The 22,312-nt window shown below is 31.7% G+C and carries 16 protein-coding genes; 9 read left to right on the top strand and 7 right to left on the bottom strand.

Features of this window, described 5'->3' with window-relative positions; translation table 11 throughout:
- Nucleotides 1-27 precede the first annotated feature (27 nt).
- Nucleotides 28-234, bottom strand: a complete 207-nt coding sequence (locus LOS89_RS03205) for an Fjoh_0651 family PID-CTERM protein (RefSeq protein WP_231836352.1) — start codon at nt 232-234, stop codon at nt 28-30.
- A 53-nt stretch (nt 235-287) separates the two neighbouring features.
- Nucleotides 288-1,883, bottom strand: coding sequence for a peptide chain release factor 3 (locus tag LOS89_RS03210; RefSeq protein WP_231836354.1), 1,596 nt, complete (start codon nt 1,881-1,883; stop codon nt 288-290).
- Nucleotides 1,884-2,009: 126 nt separating this feature from the next.
- Here LOS89_RS03210 and LOS89_RS03215 point away from each other — a divergent pair, with 126 nt between their 5' ends.
- The 8 genes from LOS89_RS03215 to LOS89_RS03250 all read left to right on the top strand — a co-directional run bounded on the left by LOS89_RS03215 (nt 2,010) and on the right by LOS89_RS03250 (nt 15,393).
- Nucleotides 2,010-3,977: a peptidylprolyl isomerase gene (locus LOS89_RS03215; RefSeq protein ID WP_231836355.1), complete on the top strand. Its 1,968-nt coding sequence runs from the start codon at nt 2,010-2,012 to the stop codon at nt 3,975-3,977.
- Nucleotides 3,978-4,829 carry a hypothetical protein gene (locus LOS89_RS03220; protein WP_231836356.1) on the top strand — a complete coding sequence of 284 codons (852 nt, stop codon included), beginning with the start codon at nt 3,978-3,980 and terminating at the stop codon, nt 4,827-4,829.
- A complete protein-coding gene (locus tag LOS89_RS03225) occupies nt 4,813-6,168 on the top strand; it encodes a peptidylprolyl isomerase (protein WP_231836357.1) in 1,356 nt (451 codons plus the stop codon). The genes LOS89_RS03220 and LOS89_RS03225 overlap by 17 nt, the downstream gene beginning before the upstream one ends.
- A 104-nt stretch (nt 6,169-6,272) precedes the next feature.
- Nucleotides 6,273-7,226 carry an AAA family ATPase gene (locus LOS89_RS03230; RefSeq protein WP_231836358.1) on the top strand — a complete coding sequence of 318 codons (954 nt, stop codon included), beginning with the start codon at nt 6,273-6,275 and terminating at the stop codon, nt 7,224-7,226.
- A 40-nt stretch (nt 7,227-7,266) separates the two neighbouring features.
- Nucleotides 7,267-8,373, top strand: coding sequence for an acyltransferase family protein (locus LOS89_RS03235; protein ID WP_231836359.1), 1,107 nt, complete (start codon nt 7,267-7,269; stop codon nt 8,371-8,373).
- 451 nt (nt 8,374-8,824) lie between these two features.
- Nucleotides 8,825-11,596 (top strand): bifunctional aconitate hydratase 2/2-methylisocitrate dehydratase, encoded by a 2,772-nt coding sequence (locus LOS89_RS03240; RefSeq protein WP_231836360.1) that lies wholly within the window; start codon nt 8,825-8,827, stop codon nt 11,594-11,596.
- 122 nt (nt 11,597-11,718) lie between these two features.
- The gene (locus LOS89_RS03245) at nt 11,719-13,983 is read left to right on the top strand and encodes an aconitate hydratase (RefSeq protein WP_231836361.1); all 2,265 of its coding nucleotides are present in this window, start codon (nt 11,719-11,721) and stop codon (nt 13,981-13,983) included.
- Nucleotides 13,984-14,061: 78 nt separating this feature from the next.
- Entirely contained in the window at nt 14,062-15,393 is a 1,332-nt protein-coding gene (locus LOS89_RS03250) for a C40 family peptidase (protein ID WP_231836362.1), read from the top strand.
- A gap of 41 nt (nt 15,394-15,434) precedes the next feature.
- On the opposite strand, the gene LOS89_RS03255 is transcribed toward LOS89_RS03250, so the two are convergent.
- From LOS89_RS03255 to LOS89_RS03275, 5 genes are all read right to left on the bottom strand, one after another.
- Nucleotides 15,435-15,668, bottom strand: coding sequence for a DUF465 domain-containing protein (locus LOS89_RS03255; RefSeq protein WP_231836363.1), 234 nt, complete (start codon nt 15,666-15,668; stop codon nt 15,435-15,437).
- 103 nt (nt 15,669-15,771) lie between these two features.
- Nucleotides 15,772-16,761, bottom strand: a complete 990-nt coding sequence (locus tag LOS89_RS03260) for a metal-dependent hydrolase (protein WP_231836364.1) — start codon at nt 16,759-16,761, stop codon at nt 15,772-15,774.
- Nucleotides 16,762-16,765: 4 nt separating this feature from the next.
- Entirely contained in the window at nt 16,766-18,070 is a 1,305-nt protein-coding gene (gene rimO / locus LOS89_RS03265) for a 30S ribosomal protein S12 methylthiotransferase RimO (protein WP_231836366.1), read from the bottom strand.
- 165 nt (nt 18,071-18,235) lie between these two features.
- On the bottom strand, nt 18,236-19,711 hold the full coding sequence (locus LOS89_RS03270) for an OmpP1/FadL family transporter (RefSeq protein ID WP_231836368.1): 1,476 nt from the start codon (nt 19,709-19,711) through the stop codon (nt 18,236-18,238).
- 22 nt (nt 19,712-19,733) lie between these two features.
- Nucleotides 19,734-20,720, bottom strand: coding sequence for a hypothetical protein (locus LOS89_RS03275; protein WP_231836370.1), 987 nt, complete (start codon nt 20,718-20,720; stop codon nt 19,734-19,736).
- 101 nt (nt 20,721-20,821) lie between these two features.
- On the opposite strand from LOS89_RS03275, the gene proS reads away from it, so the two are divergent.
- Nucleotides 20,822-22,300: a proline--tRNA ligase gene (proS, locus tag LOS89_RS03280; protein ID WP_231836372.1), complete on the top strand. Its 1,479-nt coding sequence runs from the start codon at nt 20,822-20,824 to the stop codon at nt 22,298-22,300.
- The last annotated feature ends 12 nt before the right edge of the window (nt 22,301-22,312 follow it).

Raw genomic sequence — 22,312 nt, forward strand, 5'->3', positions numbered from 1 at the left:
CAAACGAAATGGCTTTTTTATTGTTTTTTAGTTTTGACTTGAAGTCTTAGCTTGTTTTCTGAAATAGAAGTAAGCAAAGATAATTCCTGCAACCGCTAACCAAACTAATTTTGTGTTAATTGGAGCTGGCGGTGGATCACTATCAACCGGTGGATCAACTGGTTGAGCGTTACTTAGAAAGCTTATAAAAGCCATTATAAGTGTAGCGTAAAGTTTAAACAAATTTGATTTCATATCTTTTTAATTTGGGGCTGTTCTTAAATTAAGAATGCAAGTATACTAATTAATTATCTTTTTTGAAAGTCTGAAGTGAAAAATAATTCAACTGTTGGGTATTTTTGTTGTGTCATTTGAATTGAAAAATCACTGTCAGCCAAGAAAACTAATTGTCCATATTTATCATGACCTAAGAATTTTTGTTTTACACGTTTAAATTCTGCAAACTCTGTATTTTTTGGATCTTGTGGTTTTACCCAGCAAGCTTTGTATGCAGGAAAATTCTCATAGGTGCATTTTGCGCCATATTCGTGTTCTAAACGGTATTGAATTACTTCATACTGTAATGCACCAACGGTTCCAATTACTTTTCTTCCGTTCATTTCTAAGGTAAACAACTGCGCAACACCTTCATCCATTAATTGGTCAATTCCTTTTTCTAATTGTTTCGATTTTAATGGATCTGCATTATTGATGTAGCGGAAATGCTCTGGTGAAAAACTTGGGATTCCTTGGAAATTCATCTGTTCACCTTCGGTTAAAGTATCACCAATTTTAAAGTTTCCAGTATCGTGTAATCCTACAATATCACCAGGATAAGAAATGTCAACAATCTCTTTTTTCTCAGCAAAAAATGCATTTGGACTTGAGAATTTCATGTTTTTACCGTTTCTAACATGTAAATACGGTTTGTTTTTCTCAAATGTTCCCGATACAATTTTTATGAATGCTAAACGATCTCGGTGTTTTGGATCCATATTCGCATGAATTTTGAAAACAAATCCACTGAACTTGCTTTCGTCAGGTTGAACCAAACGTGTATCCGATTCTTTTGCTCTTGGAGTTGGAGCAATATCAATAAAACAATCTAATAATTCACGAACTCCAAAATTATTCAATGCCGAACCAAAAAAAACAGGTTGTAAATCACCATTTAAATATTCCTCTCTATCAAAAGAAGGATATACTTCATCTATTAATTCCAATTCTTCTCTAAGTCGAGTAGCTGGTTTTTCACCAATAATTTTTTCTAATTCAGGATTCGAAATATCATCAAAAGCAATTGTTTCTTCTATGTTTTTACGACTATCTCCTTCAAAAATATTGATGTTCTTTTCCCAGATATTATAAATTCCTTGGAAATCATATCCCATTCCAATAGGAAAACTTAAAGGTGTTACACGAAGTTTTAATTTTTTTTCTACTTCGTCCATTAGGTCAAATGCGTCTTTACCTTCACGGTCTAATTTGTTTATAAAAACAATCATCGGAATGTTACGCATTCTACAAACTTCAACTAATTTTTCAGTTTGTTCCTCAACCCCTTTAGCAACGTCAATAACAACAATTACACTATCAACAGCGGTTAATGTTCTAAACGTATCTTCAGCAAAGTCTTTGTGACCAGGCGTATCTAAAATATTAATTTTTTTGTCTTTATAGTTAAAAGCTAAAACCGATGTTGCAACCGAGATTCCTCTTTGTCTTTCAATTTCCATGAAATCGGAAGTAGCACCTTTTTTTATCTTGTTACTTTTTACAGCTCCAGCTTCCTGAATTGCACCTCCAAATAATAATAATTTTTCAGTTAAAGTCGTTTTACCGGCATCAGGATGGGAGATAATTCCAAAAGTTCTTCTTCTTGCTATTTCTTCTATAAAACTCATTATTCAAAATTTTGTGCAAAAGTAACTTTTTTTGAAGAATTTTCTGTTAATACTCTCTTATAAATGTTGTGGAATAGTATCGAATTGTTATTTTTGTCGATTACAATATAAAATGTATAATTTATTATGAAAATTAGTCGCCTACTTATTTTTGTTTTTTTAATAGCTCCAATTTTTTTAGTAGCACAATCTAAAGAGGTTTTATTTACAATTGATAATCACCCTTATTACACAGATGAATTTGTTCGTGTTTATAATAAGAATTTAGATTTAGTTAAAGACGATTCGCAAAAAGACTTAGATAAATATTTAGAATTGTTTTTAGGTTATAAATTAAAGGTAGAAAAAGCAAATAAAGTTGGTTTGCAAAATGGTACGGCCTATCAAAATGAATTAAAATCATACAGAAATCAATTATCTAAAAATTATTTAAACGATTCAAAAGTTACAAATGAATTAGTTCATGAAGCTTATGATAGATTGCAACAAGAAGTAAGAGCATCACATATTTTAGTTTTAGTAGAAGAAGGTGCATCTCCTCAAGATACTTTGAAAGCGTACAATAAAATGATGGACATCAGAAAAAGATTAGATGCTGGTGAAGATTTTATTAAAGTTGCGCAACAATTCTCTGAAGATCCTTCAGTAAAAGAGAACAATGGTGATTTAGGTTATTTTTCTGCATTCAGAATGGTTTATCCTTTTGAAAATGCTGCATTTAATACAAGAGTAGGTCAAGTTTCTAAACCTTTCCGTACTCGTTTTGGATACCACATTGTTAAAGTTGTTGATAAAAGAAAAAACCGAGGAGAAGTTACAGTTGCTCATATTATGATTTTAAAACCTTCTAAAATAGATGAAGGACAACAAGAAAAAGCAAAAGCAACTATTGATGATATTTATAAAAAAATTCAACAAGGTGAAAGTTTTGAAAGTTTAGCGCAACAATTTTCTGAAGATAAGTCATCTGCACCTAAAGGTGGTGTTTTACAACGTTTTGGTTCTGGACAATTAAGTTCTGAAGAATTTGAAAATGTAGCTTTTGAATTAACAGATAAAAATCAAATTTCAGCTCCTTTTCAATCGCAATTTGGTTGGCATATTGTTAAGTTAATAGAAAAACATCCTGTTCGTTCTTTTGATGAAATGAAAGCTGAATTAGAAGATAAAATCAGAAAAGACGAAAGATCTTTGTTGATTACGAATTCTTTAGCTAAGAAAATGAGAGCAAAATATGCTTTTACTAAAGACGCTAAGTTAATTGCTAAAATCAAAGGTTTAGTAAACGATAATTTTTATTCTCAAACATGGGAAGCTCCTTCAAAATTTAATGAAGCAAATAACACAATTCTTACGATTAATAAAGATAGAAAAGTGACTGCTAAAGTCTTCTTAGATTTTATCGCTTCAAAGCAAAAATCAAATATCAGTACAAGACCAGTTGCAAAACTTGTTGATGAATTATTTGAAAAATTTGTTGACGAGCAACTTATGGCTTATTATAATGATAATTTAGAAAACGAATTTTCAGAATTCAAAAATGTAATGGAAGAATACAGAGATGGTTTATTACTTTTTGATTTGATGGAAAAAGAGATTTGGAACAGAGCTAAAAATGATACCATTGGATTAAATGATTATTTTAAAAATAATATTGCTAACTATCAATGGAAAAAAAGATTTAGTGTAGATATCTTATCGTCAACAGATAGTAAAGTGATTGAAAAGGCACAAAAATATTTGAAAAAAGGGAAATCGTTAGATTACATTAAAGCTCAATTAAACAAAGACGGGAAAGTTAATGTTATGTCTAAATCTGGAATGTATGAAGAAGATTATGATATTTTATCAGAATATAAAAACTTATCTAAAGGTGTTTCTAATGTTGTAACAAAAGATAAATACTTTTTCGTAGTAAATGTTTTGGATGAAAAACCTGCTGGAGCAAAAGAATTATCTGAATGTAGAGGAAAAGTAATTAGTGATTACCAACAATATTTAGAAAACAATTGGGTGAATGAATTGAAAAAAGAGTTTGATATAAAAATCAATACTGAAGTTTTTGAAAAAGTAAAGAAACAATTACATAACTAAATGAAACATTGGGTTCAAATAATTGTAATTGCAGTTTTGGTATCTTCATGTGACTATTTTAAACCCGCAAAAGAACCAAAAGCAATTGCTCGTGTAGGGCAAAGTTATTTGTATGAATCCGATATTGTAAATTTAGTTCCAAAAGGTACATCAAAACAAGATAGTATTGCCATTGTAAAATCTTTTATTGATAGATGGGCAACACAAAAGTTACTTTTTGAAGCTGCTGAAAAGAATATCGGAAAAGATCAACTAGAAGAATTTAATCTTTTAATTGAACAATATAAAACCGATTTGTATACAAAAGCTTACTTAGAAAATTTAGTTATTCGACAAGTAGATACATTGGTTACAGAAGAACAAATAGTTGATTATTATAATAAAAATAAGCAGTATTTTAAAAATTCTTCTGAGTTGGTTAAGCTTCGCTACATCAATTTAGTTAAAGAAAATCCAAAATTTGCTAAAATTAAAGCAAAGTTTAGTTCCTTTACCAAAAAAGATAAAAAAGAGTTAGAGCAGTTGGCTGTTCAGTTTAAAAGTTATGCTTTTAACGACTCAATTTGGGTTGATATAAATCAGGTTTACGAAAAAATTCCATTTATTAATTTGGAAAACAAACAGAAGTTTATTTCGTCTGGAATGAATTTTCAGTATCCTGATTCAACAACAGTATGGTTGGTGAAGATTAACAATGTTTTGCCAAAAGATAGTGCAACGCCTCTTGAGTTTTTAAAGCCCACTATTAAGCAAATTATTATAAATAATAGAAAATTAGAATTAATTAACACATTAGAAAAAGAGATTACGAATGACGCAATCAAAGACAATAAATATGAAATTTATAAATAAAAAATTACTTTATACATTATTTTTAATAACATCAACAGTTGTATTTGCCCAAACTAAAAAAGAAAAAGTAGACGGTGTAGTAGGAGTTGTAGGAGATTATGTTGTATTAGATTCAGATATCGATTTGGATTTTATAACCATGAGAGCACAAGGTGTAGATACTAAAAATATTACACGTTGCGAAGTTTTTGGCAAACAATTAGAAGATAAATTATATGCACACCATGCAATTCAGGATAGTATTATTGTTACTGATGCGGAAGTTAATTCTTATTTAAATGAACAACTTGATGCTGCTGTTGAACAAATTGGTTCAATGGAGAAAGTAGTTAAGTATTATAATAAAAAGAACGAAGAAGAATTACGTAATCATTTCTTTGATGCTGTAAAAATGATGAAACTTACAGATCAAATGCAAAAAAAGATTCTAGAATCAGTTGAAATTACACCTGAAGAAGTAAGAAACTTTTTTAAAGGTATTCCTGCTGATGAAATTCCAACCTTTGGTGCTGAAATGGAAGTAGCTCAAATTGTTGTAAAACCTGTAATCACTGAAGATGAGAAAAAAAGAGTAATTGATAAACTAAAAGAAATCAAACAAGATGTTTTAAACGGATCTAGTTTCTTTAGTAAAGCTGTTTTATTTTCTGAAGATCCTGGGTCAAGTTCAAATGGTGGTTACTATAAAATGAATCGTAAAACACAATTCGTTAAAGAATTTAAAGATGTTGCTTTTAGTTTAGCTGAAGGTGAAATTTCTGAACCATTTGAAACAGAATTTGGATATCATATTATTATGGTTGAAAAGATTAAAGGTCAAGAAGTTGAATTACGTCATATTTTAATTTCTCCAAAAGTATCTACTCAAGCTATGAAAGATGCAAAAGAGAAAATAGAGCAAATAAGAACTAAGATTTTAAATAAAGAAATTTCTTTTGCAGATGCGGCTAAATCGTCTTCTGATCAAAAAGAAACTAGAAATAGTGGTGGGGTTCTTCTTAATCCTAGAACTATGGAGCCAAGATTTGAACTAACCAAAATGGATCCAACATTATACGCACAAGTTTCTTCTTTAAAAGATGGCGAAGTTTCACTTCCGTTAATTGATGAAGAAAGAGGAACAGGTAAATATTATAAGATAATTACAGTTAACAATAGAATTGATGAGCATCAAGCTGATTTTTCTAAAGATTATTTAAAGATTAAAGAGTTAGCTTTAAAAGACAAACAAATTAAAGCTATTGCAAAATGGACTGAAGAGAAAATTAAGGAAACTTATATCAAAATCAGTGATGATTATAAAGATTGTGATTTTGCTAATAACTGGTTAAAAAAATAATTTCTATGTAAATTTATTACCCTTTGATTTTTTCAGAGGGTTTTTTATAAGTTTTTTTCTTATTTTAGACTTTTAATAATATAATTCAAATTAGACTTTTAAATATGTCAGACGTAGCAGCCATTCAGGAATTAGTTCAAAAACAAAAAGCACTTAAACAAGAAATTGCAAAAGTAATTGTTGGTCAAGACGAAGTAGTTCATCAAATTGTGATGAGTATTTTTTCTGGAGGTCATGCTTTGTTAGTTGGTGTTCCAGGTTTAGCAAAAACTTTAATGGTAAATACTATTTCTCAAGCTTTAGGTTTGAATTTTAAGCGTATTCAGTTTACGCCAGATTTAATGCCTTCTGATATTTTAGGAAGTGAAATTTTAGATGAAAATCGTCAGTTTAAATTTATTAAAGGACCAATATTTTCTAATATTATTTTGGCTGATGAGATTAATAGAACGCCGCCAAAAACACAAGCTGCCCTTTTAGAAGCAATGCAAGAAAGAGCGGTTACTGTGGCGGGTCATCATTATAAATTAGATTTACCTTATTTTGTTTTAGCTACACAAAACCCTATTGAGCAAGAAGGGACTTATCCACTACCTGAAGCGCAATTAGACCGTTTTATGTTTGCAGTTAAGTTAGATTACCCAAGTTTTCAAGAAGAAGTTGATGTTGTAAAAGCAACGACTTCTGATTTTAAACCTGTTGTAAATGCATTGTTTACGGCACAAGAAATAATAGATTATCAAAATGTAATTAGAAAAATTCCTGTTGCAGATAACGTCATTGAATATGCAGTTTCTTTAGTAAGTAAAACACGACCAGATAATCCATTATCTAATGATTTTGTAAAAACTTATATCGATTGGGGTGCTGGACCAAGAGCTTCACAAAACTTAATTTTAGCAGCAAAAACAAATGCGGCTTTTAATGGTAAGTTTTCTCCAGATATAGAAGATGTAAAAGCGGTTGCAATTGGAATATTAAGACATCGAATTGTGAAAAATTATAAAGCTGACGCCGAAGGAATTTCGGAAGAAGAAATTATTAAAAAGCTGTTTTAAACAGCTTTTTGCAATTATTAATTAAGGTATTTTTATCTCTTTGGAAATAAATTCAGAAAAAAGAGTTTTCGGTTTAGATGTGTTAAGAGCAACTGCTATAACAATGGTAGTTTGTTCGCATATTCTTTGGATTTATCCAAAGAGTAATCATTTTATTCCAATGCTTTTTGAACTTTTCGGCTTTTGGGGAGTGGAACTTTTTTTTGTTTTAAGTGGTTTTTTAATAGGAAGTATATTGTATAAAACCTTTGTAGAACAAAGCTACAGATTTACTGAAGTTAAAAGCTTTTTAAAAAGACGTTGGTTCAGAACATTACCAAATTATTATTTGATTCTTTTGTTAAATATTTTGATAGCTTTTCTGCTAGGTTATAAAATTGAAGGATTGTTTAAATACTTTTATTTTGCTCAAAACTTTTTATCAAAATCACCTTCTTTTTTCCCTGAATCATGGAGTTTGCCAATAGAAGAATTTGCATACTTGTTATTGCCATTTTCTTTGTGGGGTGTTTGTCGATTTTCTAAGAATAATAAGCAAAAATTGTTCTTAATAGTAAATCTGTTTTGGATAGTGTTTTTTATGATGAACAAATGGATTTACAATTCCAATCATACTATTTCAGATTTAATCGAATGGAATTTAAATTTAAAATCCGTTTTAATTTATCGCGTTGATGCTATTTTAATTGGCGTTGTTGCTGCTTGGTTTTCTATTAATTATCCTTCTTGGTGGAAAAACAATAAAATCGTTTTTGCTTTTTTTGCTTCAATGATTTTTGCTTTTTTAATGTTTGGAATTCTTCCCATGAATTTAACCATTGAGCAAAATCCTTTTTTTTGGAATGTTATTTATTTGCCATTAACATCAATTGGTTTTGCATTTTTATTACCATTTTTTAGCGAATGGAAAACAAATACATCGATTTTTAAATTGCCAATTGAGGGTTTAAGTAAAATTTCATATTCTATTTATTTAATTCATTATAGCATTGTATTGCAATTGGTGAAGTATTTTTTCGATACTCTTCAAATGTCGCAATTAGAACGCCATTTTGTTTCATTGGCAACTGTTTTGGTAACTATAATATTTTCTTATATTCTTTATAAAGTTTACGAAAAACCAATTATGAATCTGAGGGATAAGTAAGAAGTTTAAAAACTCATTTTATCACTCTGATAAAATTTACATCCTATTTTTAATAATTTAGCAAAACTTTTATTTTAAAATGCGAATTTTTCAATAAAACATTAAATAATTAAAATTTATTAGAAAATAATCACTAAAATAGAATAATTACAAATAATATTTCTTTGATTATTCATTTTTATTAAAAATTTTTTAATCTCAAACGAAATAGTTAAATTTGTACCACTTTTTAAAAAATAAAAAATTAAATCTTTTATAGTTTTATGATTTTCGACATTGAAATGATTAAAAAAATTGGTAACAAAAATACGATTCGAGTAAGTAATTTGCTCAAATTTCTAATTTGTCTATTGTCTTGTACTTTAGGCATTTTTTATTTTTTAGATACAATGAAAGATGTTTTAGAAATAGCAACAAATCAAAACTTTTATTAATATAAAGATTTCTATATATGAATTTGTATAACGAGTATATCAATGAGATTGAAGAAAGAAAACAACAAGGTCTTCATCCAAAACCAATTGATGGTGCTGAATTATTAAGTGAGATTATTTCTCAAATTAAAGACGTTTCTAATGTTAATCGTGAAGATTCTTTAAAATTCTTCATCTATAATACATTGCCAGGAACTACTCCAGCAGCTGGTGTTAAAGCTGAATTTTTAAAAGAGATTATTTTAGGTCAAGCTGTAGTAGCTGAAATAACTCCTGCTTTTGCATTCGAATTGTTATCGCATATGAAAGGTGGGCCATCAATCATTGCATTGTTGGACTTAGCTTTAGGCAATGACGAAGCAATTGCTAAACAAGCTGCCGAGGTGTTAAAAACACAAGTATATTTATACGATGCTGATATGGATCGTTTAAAAGTAGCTTTTGAAAATGGTAATACTGTAGCTAAAGAAATTTTAGAAAGCTATGCTAAAGCAGAATTCTTTACAAAATTGCCTGAAGTAGCTGAAGAAATTAAAGTAGTAACTTTCATAGCAGGTGAAGGTGATATTTCTACAGATTTACTTTCTCCAGGTAATCAAGCGCACTCACGTTCTGATCGTGAATTGCACGGAAAATGTATGATTACACCTCAAGCACAGGAAGAAATCAAAGCGTTGCAAGCACAACATCCTGATGCAAGTGTTATGTTAATTGCTGAAAAAGGAACAATGGGAGTTGGTTCTTCTCGTATGTCAGGGGTGAACAACGTAGCATTGTGGACAGGTAAACAAGCTAGTCCTTATGTGCCTTTCGTTAACATCGCTCCAATTGTAGGTGGAACAAACGGAATTTCTCCAATTTTCTTAACTACAGTTGATGTAACGGGTGGTATTGGTATCGACCTTAAAAACTGGGTTAAGAAAACTGATGCTAACGGTGAAGTGGTTCGTGATGCTAACGGTGAACCAGTTTTAGAGCAAAAATATTCAGTTGCTACAGGTACTGTTTTAACAATCAATACAAAATCAAAAAAATTATACAATGGTGATCAAGAGTTAATCGATATCTCAAGATCATTCACACCACAGAAAATGGAGTTTATCAAAGCAGGAGGTTCTTATGCTATCGTTTTTGGTAAAAAATTGCAAACGTTTGCAGCTAAAACATTAGGAATCGATGCGCCTCTAGTTTACGCGCCTTCAAAAGAAATTCATAACGAAGGTCAAGGATTGACTGCCGTAGAGAAAATCTTCAACCGTAATGCTGTGGGTACGATTTCTAAAAAAGTTTTACACGCTGGTTCTGATGTTCGTGTAATTGTAAATATTGTAGGTTCTCAGGATACTACAGGATTAATGACTGCACAGGAGTTAGAATCAATGGCAGCAACGACGATTTCTCCTATCGTTGATGGAGCTTATCAATCAGGATGTCATACAGCTTCTGTTTGGGATAAAAAAGCACAAACAAATATTCCGAAATTAATGAAATTCATGAACGATTTCGGATTAATTACAGCACGTGACCCTAAAGGTGTTTATCATTCAATGACTGACGTTATTCACAAAGTATTAAATGATATTACAGTAGACGATAGAGCAATCATTATTGGGGGTGACTCACATACGCGTATGTCAAAAGGAGTTGCTTTTGGTGCGGATTCAGGAACTGTAGCTTTAGCTTTAGCAACAGGTGAGGCTTCAATGCCAATTCCAGAATCGGTAAAAGTAACCTTCAAAGGTGAAATGAAATCATACATGGATTTCCGTGATGTAGTTCATGCTACGCAAGCGCAAATGTTACACCAATTTGGTGGTGAAAACGTGTTCCAAGGAAGAATTATTGAGGTTCATATTGGTACGTTAACTGCTGATCAAGCGTTTACATTTACAGATTGGACAGCTGAAATGAAAGCGAAAGCATCTATCTGTATTTCTGAAGATGAAACATTAATCGAATCTTTAGAAATTGCAAAAGGTAGAATCCAAATCATGATTGATAAAGGTATGGATAATGCTAAGCAAGTATTACAAGGTTTAATTGACAAAGCAAACAAACGTATTGCTGAAATTAGATCGGGTGAAGAGCCTGCTTTACGTCCAGATGCAAATGCTAAATACTATGCTGAAGTAGTAGTTGATTTAGATGTTATTGCTGAGCCTATGATTGCTGACCCAGATGTTAACAATGCAGATGTTTCTAAACGTTATACACACGATACAATCAGACCATTATCTTACTATGGTGGAGATAAAAAAGTAGATCTTGGATTCATCGGATCTTGTATGGTTCACAAAGGAGATATGAAAATCTTAGCTCAAATGCTTAAGAATATCGAGGCACAACAAGGTAAAGTTGAATTCAAAGCGCCTTTAGTAGTTGCTCCTCCAACATATAACATTGTTGACGAATTAAAAGCAGAAGGTGATTGGGAAGTATTACAAAAATATTCAGGTTTTGAATTTGATGATAATGCGCCAAAAGCAGCAGCTCGTACAGAATATGAAAACATGTTGTATTTAGAGCGTCCAGGTTGTAATCTTTGTATGGGTAACCAAGAGAAAGCAGCTAAAGGAGATACTGTAATGGCAACTTCTACACGTTTATTCCAAGGACGTGTTGTTGAAGATTCAGCTGAGAAAAAAGGTGAATCATTATTGTCTTCAACTCCAGTGGTTGTATTATCAACTATTTTGGGAAGAACCCCTAATATTGAAGAATATACTGCTGCAGTAGAAGGTATCAACTTAACTAAGTTTGCACCATCTCATAAATTATTAGTTAAATAAGAAAATTTTTATAATAATTTAAAAGCCTGAGTTTTAACTCAGGCTTTTTCTTTTAAAACTAGTCAATTTTTTGTACCTTGTGGTGATTAAATTTATAACAACAACATAATTATATAAAACCTATGGCATTTGATATTAAAATGATTGAAAAAGTCTATGCTGGCATGGCTGAAAGAGTTGATAAAGCTCGAAGTCTTGTTGGAAGACCACTTACTTTGACAGAAAAGATATTATATTCCCATTTATGGGATGGAACTCCTTCAAATGTTTATAAGAGAGGAGTTGATTATGTAGATTTTGCACCAGATAGAGTAGCTTGTCAAGATGCGACTGCTCAGATGGCTTTATTGCAGTTTATGCATGCAGGAAAAAAAACTGTTGCAGTTCCAACAACTGTGCATTGTGATCACTTGATTCAAGCAAAAAATGGCGCAGCTGAAGATTTAGCTTTTGCAAATAAACAATCGAAAGAGGTTTTTGATTTCCTATCTTCAGTTTCTAATAAATATGGAATCGGATTTTGGAAACCAGGTTCAGGAATTATTCATCAAATCGTATTAGAAAATTATGCATTTCCAGGAGGAATGATGATTGGAACTGATTCACATACTGTTAATGCTGGTGGATTAGGAATGTTGGCAATTGGTGTTGGTGGAGCTGATGCGGTAGATGTTATGTCGGGTATGTCTTGGGAATTAAAATTTCCAAAACTTATTGGAGTAAAACTAACTGGTAAATTAAATGGTTGGACAGCGCCTAAAGATGTAATTCTTAAAGTAGCAGATATTTTAACTGTAAAAGGTGGAACTGGAGCTATTGTAGAATATTTCGGCGAAGGTGCCGAATCGATGTCATGTACCGGAAAAGGAACCATTTGTAATATGGGAGCTGAAATTGGAGCTACGACTTCTACTTTTGGTTATGACGATTCCATGAGAAGATATTTAGCCGCAACTGGTCGTCAAGATGTTGTAAATGCTGCCGATAAAGTAGCATCTTACTTAACTGCCGATGCCGAAGTTTATGCGAATCCAGAAAAATATTTCGACCAATTAATTGAAATTAATTTATCCGAGTTAGAACCACATATTAACGGACCATTTACTCCAGATAGAGGGACACCAGTTTCTAAAATGAAGGAAGAAGCTGCAGCTAATGGATGGCCAATTAAAGTAGAGTGGGGTTTAATAGGTTCTTGTACCAATTCTTCTTATGAAGATATGTCAAGAGCAGCTTCAATAGTAAGACAAGCAGTTGAACATGGAGTTACTCCAAAAGCGGAATTCGGAATTAATCCTGGTTCGGAACAAATTAGATTCACTATCGAAAGGGATGGAATTATTGCTGATTTCGAAAAAATGGGAACTAAAGTATTTACGAATGCTTGTGGTCCATGTATTGGACAATGGGACAGAGCAGGAGCAGATAAAGGTGAGAAAAACACTATAGTGCATTCATTTAACCGAAATTTTTCAAAAAGAGCAGATGGTAATCCAAATACCCATGCGTTTGTAACGTCACCAGAAATGGTTGCTGCATTAGCAATTTCTGGAAGATTGGATTTTAACCCAATAACGGATGCGTTGATAAACGACAAAGGTGAAGAAGTAAGATTAAAACCGCCATATGGAGATGAGTTGCCAAATAAAGGTTTTGACGTTGAGGATCCAGGTTTTCAAGCTCCAGCAGAAGATGGTTCTTCAGTTGAAGTAGTAGTTTCACCAACATCAGATCGTTTGCAATTATTAGCTCCTTTCGATCCATGGGATGGGAAAAATATTACGGGTGCTAAATTATTAATTAAAGCATTTGGAAAATGTACAACCGACCATATCTCAATGGCTGGTCCATGGTTACGTTTCCGTGGTCATTTGGATAATATTTCAAACAATATGTTGATTGGAGCTGAAAATGCATTTAATCATAAAGCAAATTCAGTAAAAAATCAATTAACAGGAGAATATGATGCGGTTCCAGCCGTGCAAAGAGCTTATAAAGCAGCTGGAATTCCAAGTATCGTTGTTGGTGATCAAAATTATGGTGAAGGTTCTTCTCGTGAACATGCAGCTATGGAACCTCGCTTTTTAGGTGTTAAAGCGGTATTGGTAAAATCATTTGCGCGTATACACGAAACCAACTTAAAAAAACAAGGAATGTTAGCATTAACATTTGCCAACGAATCGGATTATGATAAAATTCAAGAAGATGATACAATCAACTTTTTAGATTTAACCGAATTTGCTCCTGGAAAACCATTAACATTAGAATTTGTTCATGCTGATGGTTCAAAAGATATAATTTTAGCAAATCACACCTATAACGAAAGTCAAATTGGTTGGTTTGTAGCGGGTTCTGCGTTAAACCTTATTGCAGCAGGAAAAGCTTAATCAATTTTAATTTTAAAAGAATGTTAAAACTCCCTTTAAAAGAGGGAGTTTTTTTATATTGCGAAATATTTAGAATTCATGAAGTTTATCAAATCCATTTTTATTATCGTTTTTTTCTTATCCTGTGGGAATATTTTTGCGCAGAAAACCATTGAACATAAAGTTGTTAGTGGTGATTCTTTTTATTCTATAGCTAAGAAATATAACGTAGAGGAAGAAGCGATTTATAAATTAAACCCCAATTTAAAAGGGAAGGTTTTACAATTGAATACTATAATTATTATTCCGAATGATAAAAAAAGTAAAATCAAAGGAGATAATAAAACGGTCAAAAACAAATCAGATGTTTACGAAGTTCAATCGGGTGATTCTTTTTATAGTGTTGCTTTAAATAACGATTTAACTGTTGACGACTTAAAAAAATACAATCCAGATGTTTCTCCAAAGAATCTTCAAATTGGACAAAAAATTAATCTGAAACCAGTTAAAACAAAAAAGACTAAGGTTGAAAAGGAGACTCGAATAGTAGAAAATTCTTCAAACGATAATACTTTTCATATTGTTAAGAAAGGTGAAACAATGTCTTCTATCTCTAAAAAGTATGGTTTAAAACTAGCTGATTTGTTAGAAATGAATAAGCCATTGAGAACAAATCTTCAAATAGGAGATAAAGTTGCTATTAAAAAAGAGAATTTAAGCATTGTTGAAGTTGATAAACCAGTTGATAGTTCATCTAATGGTTTAATTGCGGAAAGTAATACTAGTGATGATGATGTTGAAGAAGCTGACGATTCGGGAGAAATTACTCACTTGGTAAAAAAGGGAGAAACAGCAAGTAGTATTGCACGTCATTACAATGTAAAGCTAAAAGAATTAAAAAAGTTAAATCCTAGAGTTGGTGATAAATTGTCTGTTGGACATAAACTAATCATCAAAAAAGGGAATGTCAATAACAATATTGTAGTAGCAGAAGAAGAGAGTATTGAAGATATTGCGCCAATGTCGGTTGAAAATGTAACTAAGGCAGATCAATTGATTGCTATTGCTTCTCAAAATATTGGAACTCGTTATAGAGGTGGCGGAAAAACAGAAGAAGGATTCGATTGTTCTGGTTTGATGTGTTATACTTTTGATAAATTACAAATTAGTTTACCAAGAAGTTCTTCTTCACAATCCGAAATAGGGAAGAAGATAAAAAGAAAAAATGCACAAAAAGGTGATTTGATTTTCTTTTCAACAAATGGTAGAGGAACAATTAATCACGTAGGAATGATTACTGAAATTTACGAAGATGATATTCGTTTTATACATTCTTCGGTTAGTTCTGGAGTTATCATTTCATCTATAAATGAAGCTTACTATACAAAACGATTTAAGAAAATAGTCAGAGTACTACATGATTATCAATAATAAAAAAACCGCTAAAAGCGGTTTTTTTATTTGTGTTTGTTTTAGTCTTTTAAGAAATTAACTATTTCATCTTTTAAGAATACGCGATTTTTTCTAAGTTCAGACAATTCATCATTCATGGCTAACTCTTCGTCTGTTTCGATTTTGTATATTTTTTCATCTAAATCGGTATACGAATGAAGTAAAACTTGGAATTCATCGTTGTTATGATACAAGTCTTGGATTTTGTCTTTAAACTCAGGAAAATCTTGATAAATAGGATGTTTAGTAATCATAATGCGGTTTTTTAAAATTTCTATACTCAAATTTACCAATAAAAAACAGCTAATGATATGATAATTGTCATTTGGAAAAAAAATCCTATGAGATGTAAAAATGCTAATTTCCTTTTAGGCGAATGAATATTCTTTTTAGTATTTTTTTATAATCTTTAGGTCTTTTTTGAGCTAAGAGGTAACTGCCGTCTTTGTTAAATGTTAGTGGAAAAATGAATTGCGTTTTCCCATTTTCCATACTAAGAGGGCCAAATTTTGTACCGTAAATAACCATTTGATTACTCTCTTTTCTAGCCAATTCATAGCCTTCAGTAAAATTAAAGTAAGGTTCTAGGTCTTTAATTTTCTTTTTTTCTTCTAAGAACTGAACGTCATTTTTTTCAAAAATAAATTCAACATTCGGTTTTGAATCAAATAAGCTATAGTCAGAAAAGTATAATCCGTCTTTTGATTTTACAATTACTTGCCACAAAATAGTATTGAATGGAGTAGGAACAACTTTTATCTTTTCAAACGAAATGTTTTGTCTTGTTAGTTCATTTTTAAAATGATTGGTAACAAAAAGATTAATGCATAATCCAACAAATAAATAAAAAGTTGATAACGCTAATGACCATTTAATAATTAGCTGTCTTTTAGAATTATTTGCTTTAATCACAAGCAAAATAATACAACCTATTAATAGCCAAATAGTATATAGCGGATCAATTACAAAAACATTATCCAAGCTGTAAAAAGATTTGCTTAATGGATATAATATTCTAGTACCGTATGTTGTACAAATATCTAATAAAGGATGTGTAAATAAAGCTAAAAAACTGGCAAAAAACCACGATTTATATGATGTTTTGTATTTGGCTGAAAACCATTTTGCAAATAGTAAGCTCAATAGTATTGAAAAAAAGATAGAATGCGAAAACGATCTATGAATTGCTAATTGTTCAATAGTATTGTAAAACGGATTTATTAAAATATCTAAATCAGGAATTGTTCCAAGTATAGCACCATATAACAAAGATTTTTTTCCTATTTCTTTGTCTTTTACCAAGGCAAATGTTGCCGCACCTAGAACAATTTGTGATAAAGAATCCATTAGTTTAATTTACAGGCTCTGCATACAAATCAAACTCTGTAGCATCAGTAACTTTTAGATTTACAAAATCACCTGTTTTTAAATAGTATTTAGAAGCATCTACTAAAACTTCGTTATCTACGTCTGGACTATCAAATTCTGTTCTTCCGATGAAGTATTGACCTTCTTTTCTGTCGATTACACATTTGAAAGTTTGTCCGATTTTTTCTTGATTTAAATCCCAAGAAATTTGTGATTGTAAATCCATTATTTCAGCAGCACGAGCTTGTTTTACTTCTTGAGGAACATCATCTTCTAAAGCAAAAGCACCAGTATTTTCTTCATGAGAATAAGTAAAACAACCTAAACGCTCAAACTTCATTTCTTGAACCCAATCTCTTAAAATTTCAAAATCTTCTTGAGTTTCTCCTGGATAACCAACAATTAAAGTAGTTCTTATTGCCATTCCTGGAACTCTTTCTCTGAACTCTTTTAGTAGTTGAGTTGTTTTTTCTTTAGTTGTTCCACGTTTCATCGATTTCAAAATGTTATCTGAAATATGTTGTAATGGAATATCAATATAGTTACAAATTTTAGCTTCTTTTTTCATTAAATCTAAAACGTCCATTGGGAAACCACTAGGGAAAGCATAATGCAAACGAATCCATTCGATTCCTTCAACTTTAGCTAAATTTTCAAGTAATTCGGCAAGATTACGTTTTTTATATAAATCCAATCCGTAATAGGTTAAATCTTGAGCAATTAAGATTAATTCTTTTACTCCTTTTTTAGCTAAACCTTCTGCTTCTTTAACTAATTTTTCAATAGGTTGAGAAACGTGTTTTCCTCTCATTAATGGAATTGCGCAAAAACTGCAAGGTCTATCACAACCTTCGGCAATTTTTAAATACGCATAATTCTTAGGAGTTGTTGTTAAACGCTCTCCTAATAATTCGTGTTTGTAATCTGCACCTAAAGCTTTTAATAATAGAGGCAATTCTGTAGTTCCAAAATATTGATCAACATCTGGAATTTCTTTTTCTAAATCTGGTCTGTATCTTTCAGATAAACAACCGGTTACAAAAACTTTATCAACAATTCCTTGATCTTTTTTGTCTACATATTCCAAAATCGTATTTACCGATTCTTCTTTTGCATTGTCAATAAAACCACAAGTATTAATTACTACAATATTGCCTTCTTCTTCATGTGCCACTTCTTTTCCATTGGCTTTTAGTTGTCCCATTAAAACTTCACTATCATAAGTGTTTTTAGAACATCCAAGAGTAATTACATTGATTTTATTTTTCTTTAACGATTTGGTTCTCATGCTTTTAAATTTGAGGTGCAAAATTACATAAAATAATTAGTTGAAACATCAGCTATTAGTGTTTTTTTGAGTATTTCAGATATAAGTTTAAATTTTAAGAAACATATTTCAAATAAAAAACCACTTCGGTAAGAAGTGGTTTTTAAATATCATTTGGTTTAACTTTTAGAAGTTTATAGAATAAGTTAATGTTATATTGTCTTGAACATTACGAATTCTAGATGTGTCATTCATTCCTGATGAAATTAATCTTTGATTGTAATTTCTGTGTGAATTAGCGTAAGACAAATCTAATTTGCTTTCGCCAAAATTATAACCAACACCAGCAGAATAACCTGTTAAATCTCCCATTGCATAATCTACTTTGTACGGACTTTCTTCAAAACGATATCCTCCACGAACACTCCATTGTTTTATTTTGTATTCACCACCAATTCTAATTTCATAAGCATTTTTTAATTCTAAACTCATTTGTGAATTTAGGTCAGTAAAGTTATTGGTGTTTGTGTTTTTGTATTGGGTATTGCTGTAATCTTTACTCGCTAAGTCAATGCTGATTAACCCTTTTTTGTTAAAGATATAAGTTGCACTAGCTGTATATTTACTCGGAGTTCTTAATCTATAAGTTGGGAAAATGATTTTTGGGCCAACATAATGAATATCAGTGTCAGAAGCAGGAACATTCACATTGTTATAGGTGTATAAATCTTGAATTAATTCGTCGTTTAAATTATACCAAGTAGGTGATTCATACGAAGCTCCTAATCTGAAGGATTCATTAAATTTATAAATAGCTCCCAAGTTCAGTGAAAACCCTGATCCGTATGTGCTCAATTGATTGTCAAAAACAATGTTTCTAATTGTAGGTTGTGAACTTGGATTTTCTGGATTATCGTTGTTTTCGTATAAACTAGTTGTTAAAACATAATCAGTAAAATACGCATTAAGGTTTATACCTAAAAATAATTTGTCATCATAGCTTGATGCAAAATTAAGTGTTAGTTTTCCATTGTATCCATTAGCAGTAGAATATAAATCTTGGTAATAATTACCTCCTGGAGATACATTTGAAACGTAAGTATTAGGTGTTGTAGGATGTGGATCTATGATGTATGTTTGATAGGCCATATCATATTGATAATCATTAAAATTTGTGTTGGCAACAAAATTCGCTTGATCAACAAAATACTGAGAAATCGAATTGTATGGATTTACACCAGATGTATAAAAACGATTATCAAAATTATTTGAATTATCGTAGTTTAGAGCTAATGCAATTTTATTCCATTTAGATTTTCCTGACATATCCTTGAAAACTAATACTGCTCCTGCCTGATTTAAATCAATAGTGCTATAGTTTTCGTTATCTCTAGATCCAAAATAATTAGCTTTGTTGTTGTTGTTAAAGCTTGTTAGTGAAGCACTAGCAAAATTATTATTAAAAAATAAGGAACCTGCTGGGTTGATGTTGATTGCTGATAAATCACCACCAACAGCTCCAAAAGCACCACTCATTCCTCTAAAACGAGCAGTTCCATTCATATTTTCTACTGAGTATCTTAAAGCATCTGCAGTTGTCATTTCTTGAGCTATTGAAAGAAAAGAAACACTCAAAGCAGTAATTAAAAATATCTTTTTCATATACAATTATTACAATATGTTATTAACCTCTACCACCTCTAGAACCTCCACCTCCTGAGCGACCTCCACCACCTCCAGAACTTCCGCCAAAGCTTCCTCCTGAACTTCTAGGTGATGAATAATTATTACTTCTTGGAGTAGAATAGTTGTTGCTTCTTGGTGTTGAAGTATTTGTTCTTGGAGTAGAATAGTTGTTGTTTCTTGTTCCTCCGTTATTGTACTCGTTTGTGTTGTTTCTTGTAGGAGTATTGTTTGTTCTGGTTCCTCCGTTTACAGATCTTGTTCCGTTGAAATTTGGTCGAGTAGAGGACTGTCTTCCATTGTTATAACTATTACTTCTTCCTCTTCCAGAATTTGAGTAGTAATTAGATCCACCTCTTCTGCCATTATTGTAAACTACATCTCTGCCATAGTAGCCATGTCCATAGCCCCATCCAGATCCATAATAACCATTCCAACCCCATCCTGGTCCATAGTAGCCATTCCAGCCCCAGCCAGCGCCATAATATCCGCTCCAGCCCCAACCAGCACCGTACCAAGAGTTCCATCCCCAGCCCCAGCTAGGTCCGTACCATGAGTTCCAACCCCAATTCCAACCCATTCCCCAGTAAGGAGAATACCAGTTGTTCCATCCCCAACCATTGTTATAGTAATTGATGGTAACATCAGATGAGTTATTACCCCATCCTGCATAATTGTTGTTAGATTCGTTTCGATAAACAGTAACTACTGTATCGTTAGCTTGTGAATTGTAATTATCAACATCAGTAAAGTATGTGTAATCATCTTGCATACTTCTGAATTGTTGCGCATATTTATTAGATTGTTGTAAATTTTGCTCTGAATATCTATTTTCAGTATTTGTGTTTGATCGCTGAGAACCATAAACACCGTCATTATCATAATATGAAGAATTTTGATAGGAACCACACGACGTAGTCAGTATTGCCAATAATCCAAACAAAGAAAATATGGCATTTTTTGGGGTAAACAAGTAATAAGTTTTCATAACTCTTATTTTTTTATTGTTGGACACTTCAAATTTAACTATTTTTGCGGAACAAATTAGTTAAAATTTATACAAACAATTTTTGTGCCAAAATATTAATAATGAGCAAGAACTTAACAACAAGAGCGGAAGATTATTCCAAATGGTATAACGAACTAGTCGTAAAGGCTGATTTAGCTGAAAATTCAGGTGTAAGAGGGTGTATGGTAATTAAACCCTATGGATACGCTATCTGGGAAAAAATGCAGGCTGAATTGGATAGAATGTTTAAAGAAACAGGACATAGTAATGCTTATTTCCCCTTGTTTGTGCCAAAAAGTATGTTTGAAGCAGAAGAAAAGAATGCTGAAGGTTTTGCTAAAGAATGTGCTATTGTAACACATTATCGTTTAAAAACTGATGAGGAAAATAAAGGGAAGCTTATTGTTGATCCGAATGCTAAATTAGAAGAAGAATTAATTGTTCGTCCTACGAGTGAGGCTATTATTTGGTCTACATATAAAGGATGGGTGCAATCATATAGAGATTTACCTTTGCTAATTAATCAATGGGCTAATGTAGTTCGTTGGGAAATGAGAACGCGTTTGTTTTTAAGAACAGCTGAGTTTTTATGGCAAGAAGGGCATACTGCACATGCAACGCGTCAGGAAGCTATTGAAGAATCAGAAAAAATGATGAATGTATATGCTGATTTTGTTCAAAATTTCATGGCAATTCCAGTTATTAAAGGGTTGAAGACAGAAACAGAACGTTTTGCTGGTGCTGAAGAAACCTATTGTATTGAGGCTTTAATGCAAGATGGAAAAGCACTACAAGCAGGTACATCTCACTTTTTAGGACAAAACTTTGCAAAAGCATTTGATGTGAAATTTGCAAATAAAGAAGGTAAACAAGAACATGTTTGGGGAACTTCTTGGGGGGTTTCAACTCGTTTAATGGGTGCTTTAGTAATGACGCATTCAGATGATAAAGGTTTGGTTCTGCCTCCAAATTTAGCGCCAATTCAAGTGGTGGTTGTTCCTATTTATAAAACAGATGAGCAGTTTGATGCAATTTCAGAACAAGTGAATGGTTTAGTTGCTGAATTGAGAAAATTAGGAATTTCTGTTAAATATGATAATAGAGATACACAAAAACCAGGATTCAAATTTGCAGAATGGGAATTAAAAGGAGTTCCTGTTCGAATTGCAGTTGGTCCAAATGATTTAGAAAACGGAACTTATGAAGTAGCGCGTAGAGATAATTTGTCTAAAGAAGTGGTTTCTAAAGAAGGAGTGGCGACTTATATTCAAAATTTATTAAGTACTATTCAGGCTGATTTATTTGGTAAAGCATTGAATTATAGAGATACTCATATTACGGAAGTAAATTCATTTGAAGAATTTAAAGATGTTTTAGAGAACAAAGCTGGTTTTGTTGCCGCGCATTGGGATGGTACTGCAGAAACAGAAGAAAAGATAAAAGAATTGACAAAAGCGACTATTCGTTGTATTGCTTTAGATAGAGTAGAAGAGGCGGGAAGCTGTGTTTTTACTGGTGCTCCGTCTAAAGGAAGGGTGTTGTTTGCTAAAGCATATTAAAAAAAAATAAAA

This window comes from Flavobacterium channae, from assembly GCF_021172165.1.
GTDB classification, from domain to species: domain Bacteria; phylum Bacteroidota; class Bacteroidia; order Flavobacteriales; family Flavobacteriaceae; genus Flavobacterium; species Flavobacterium channae.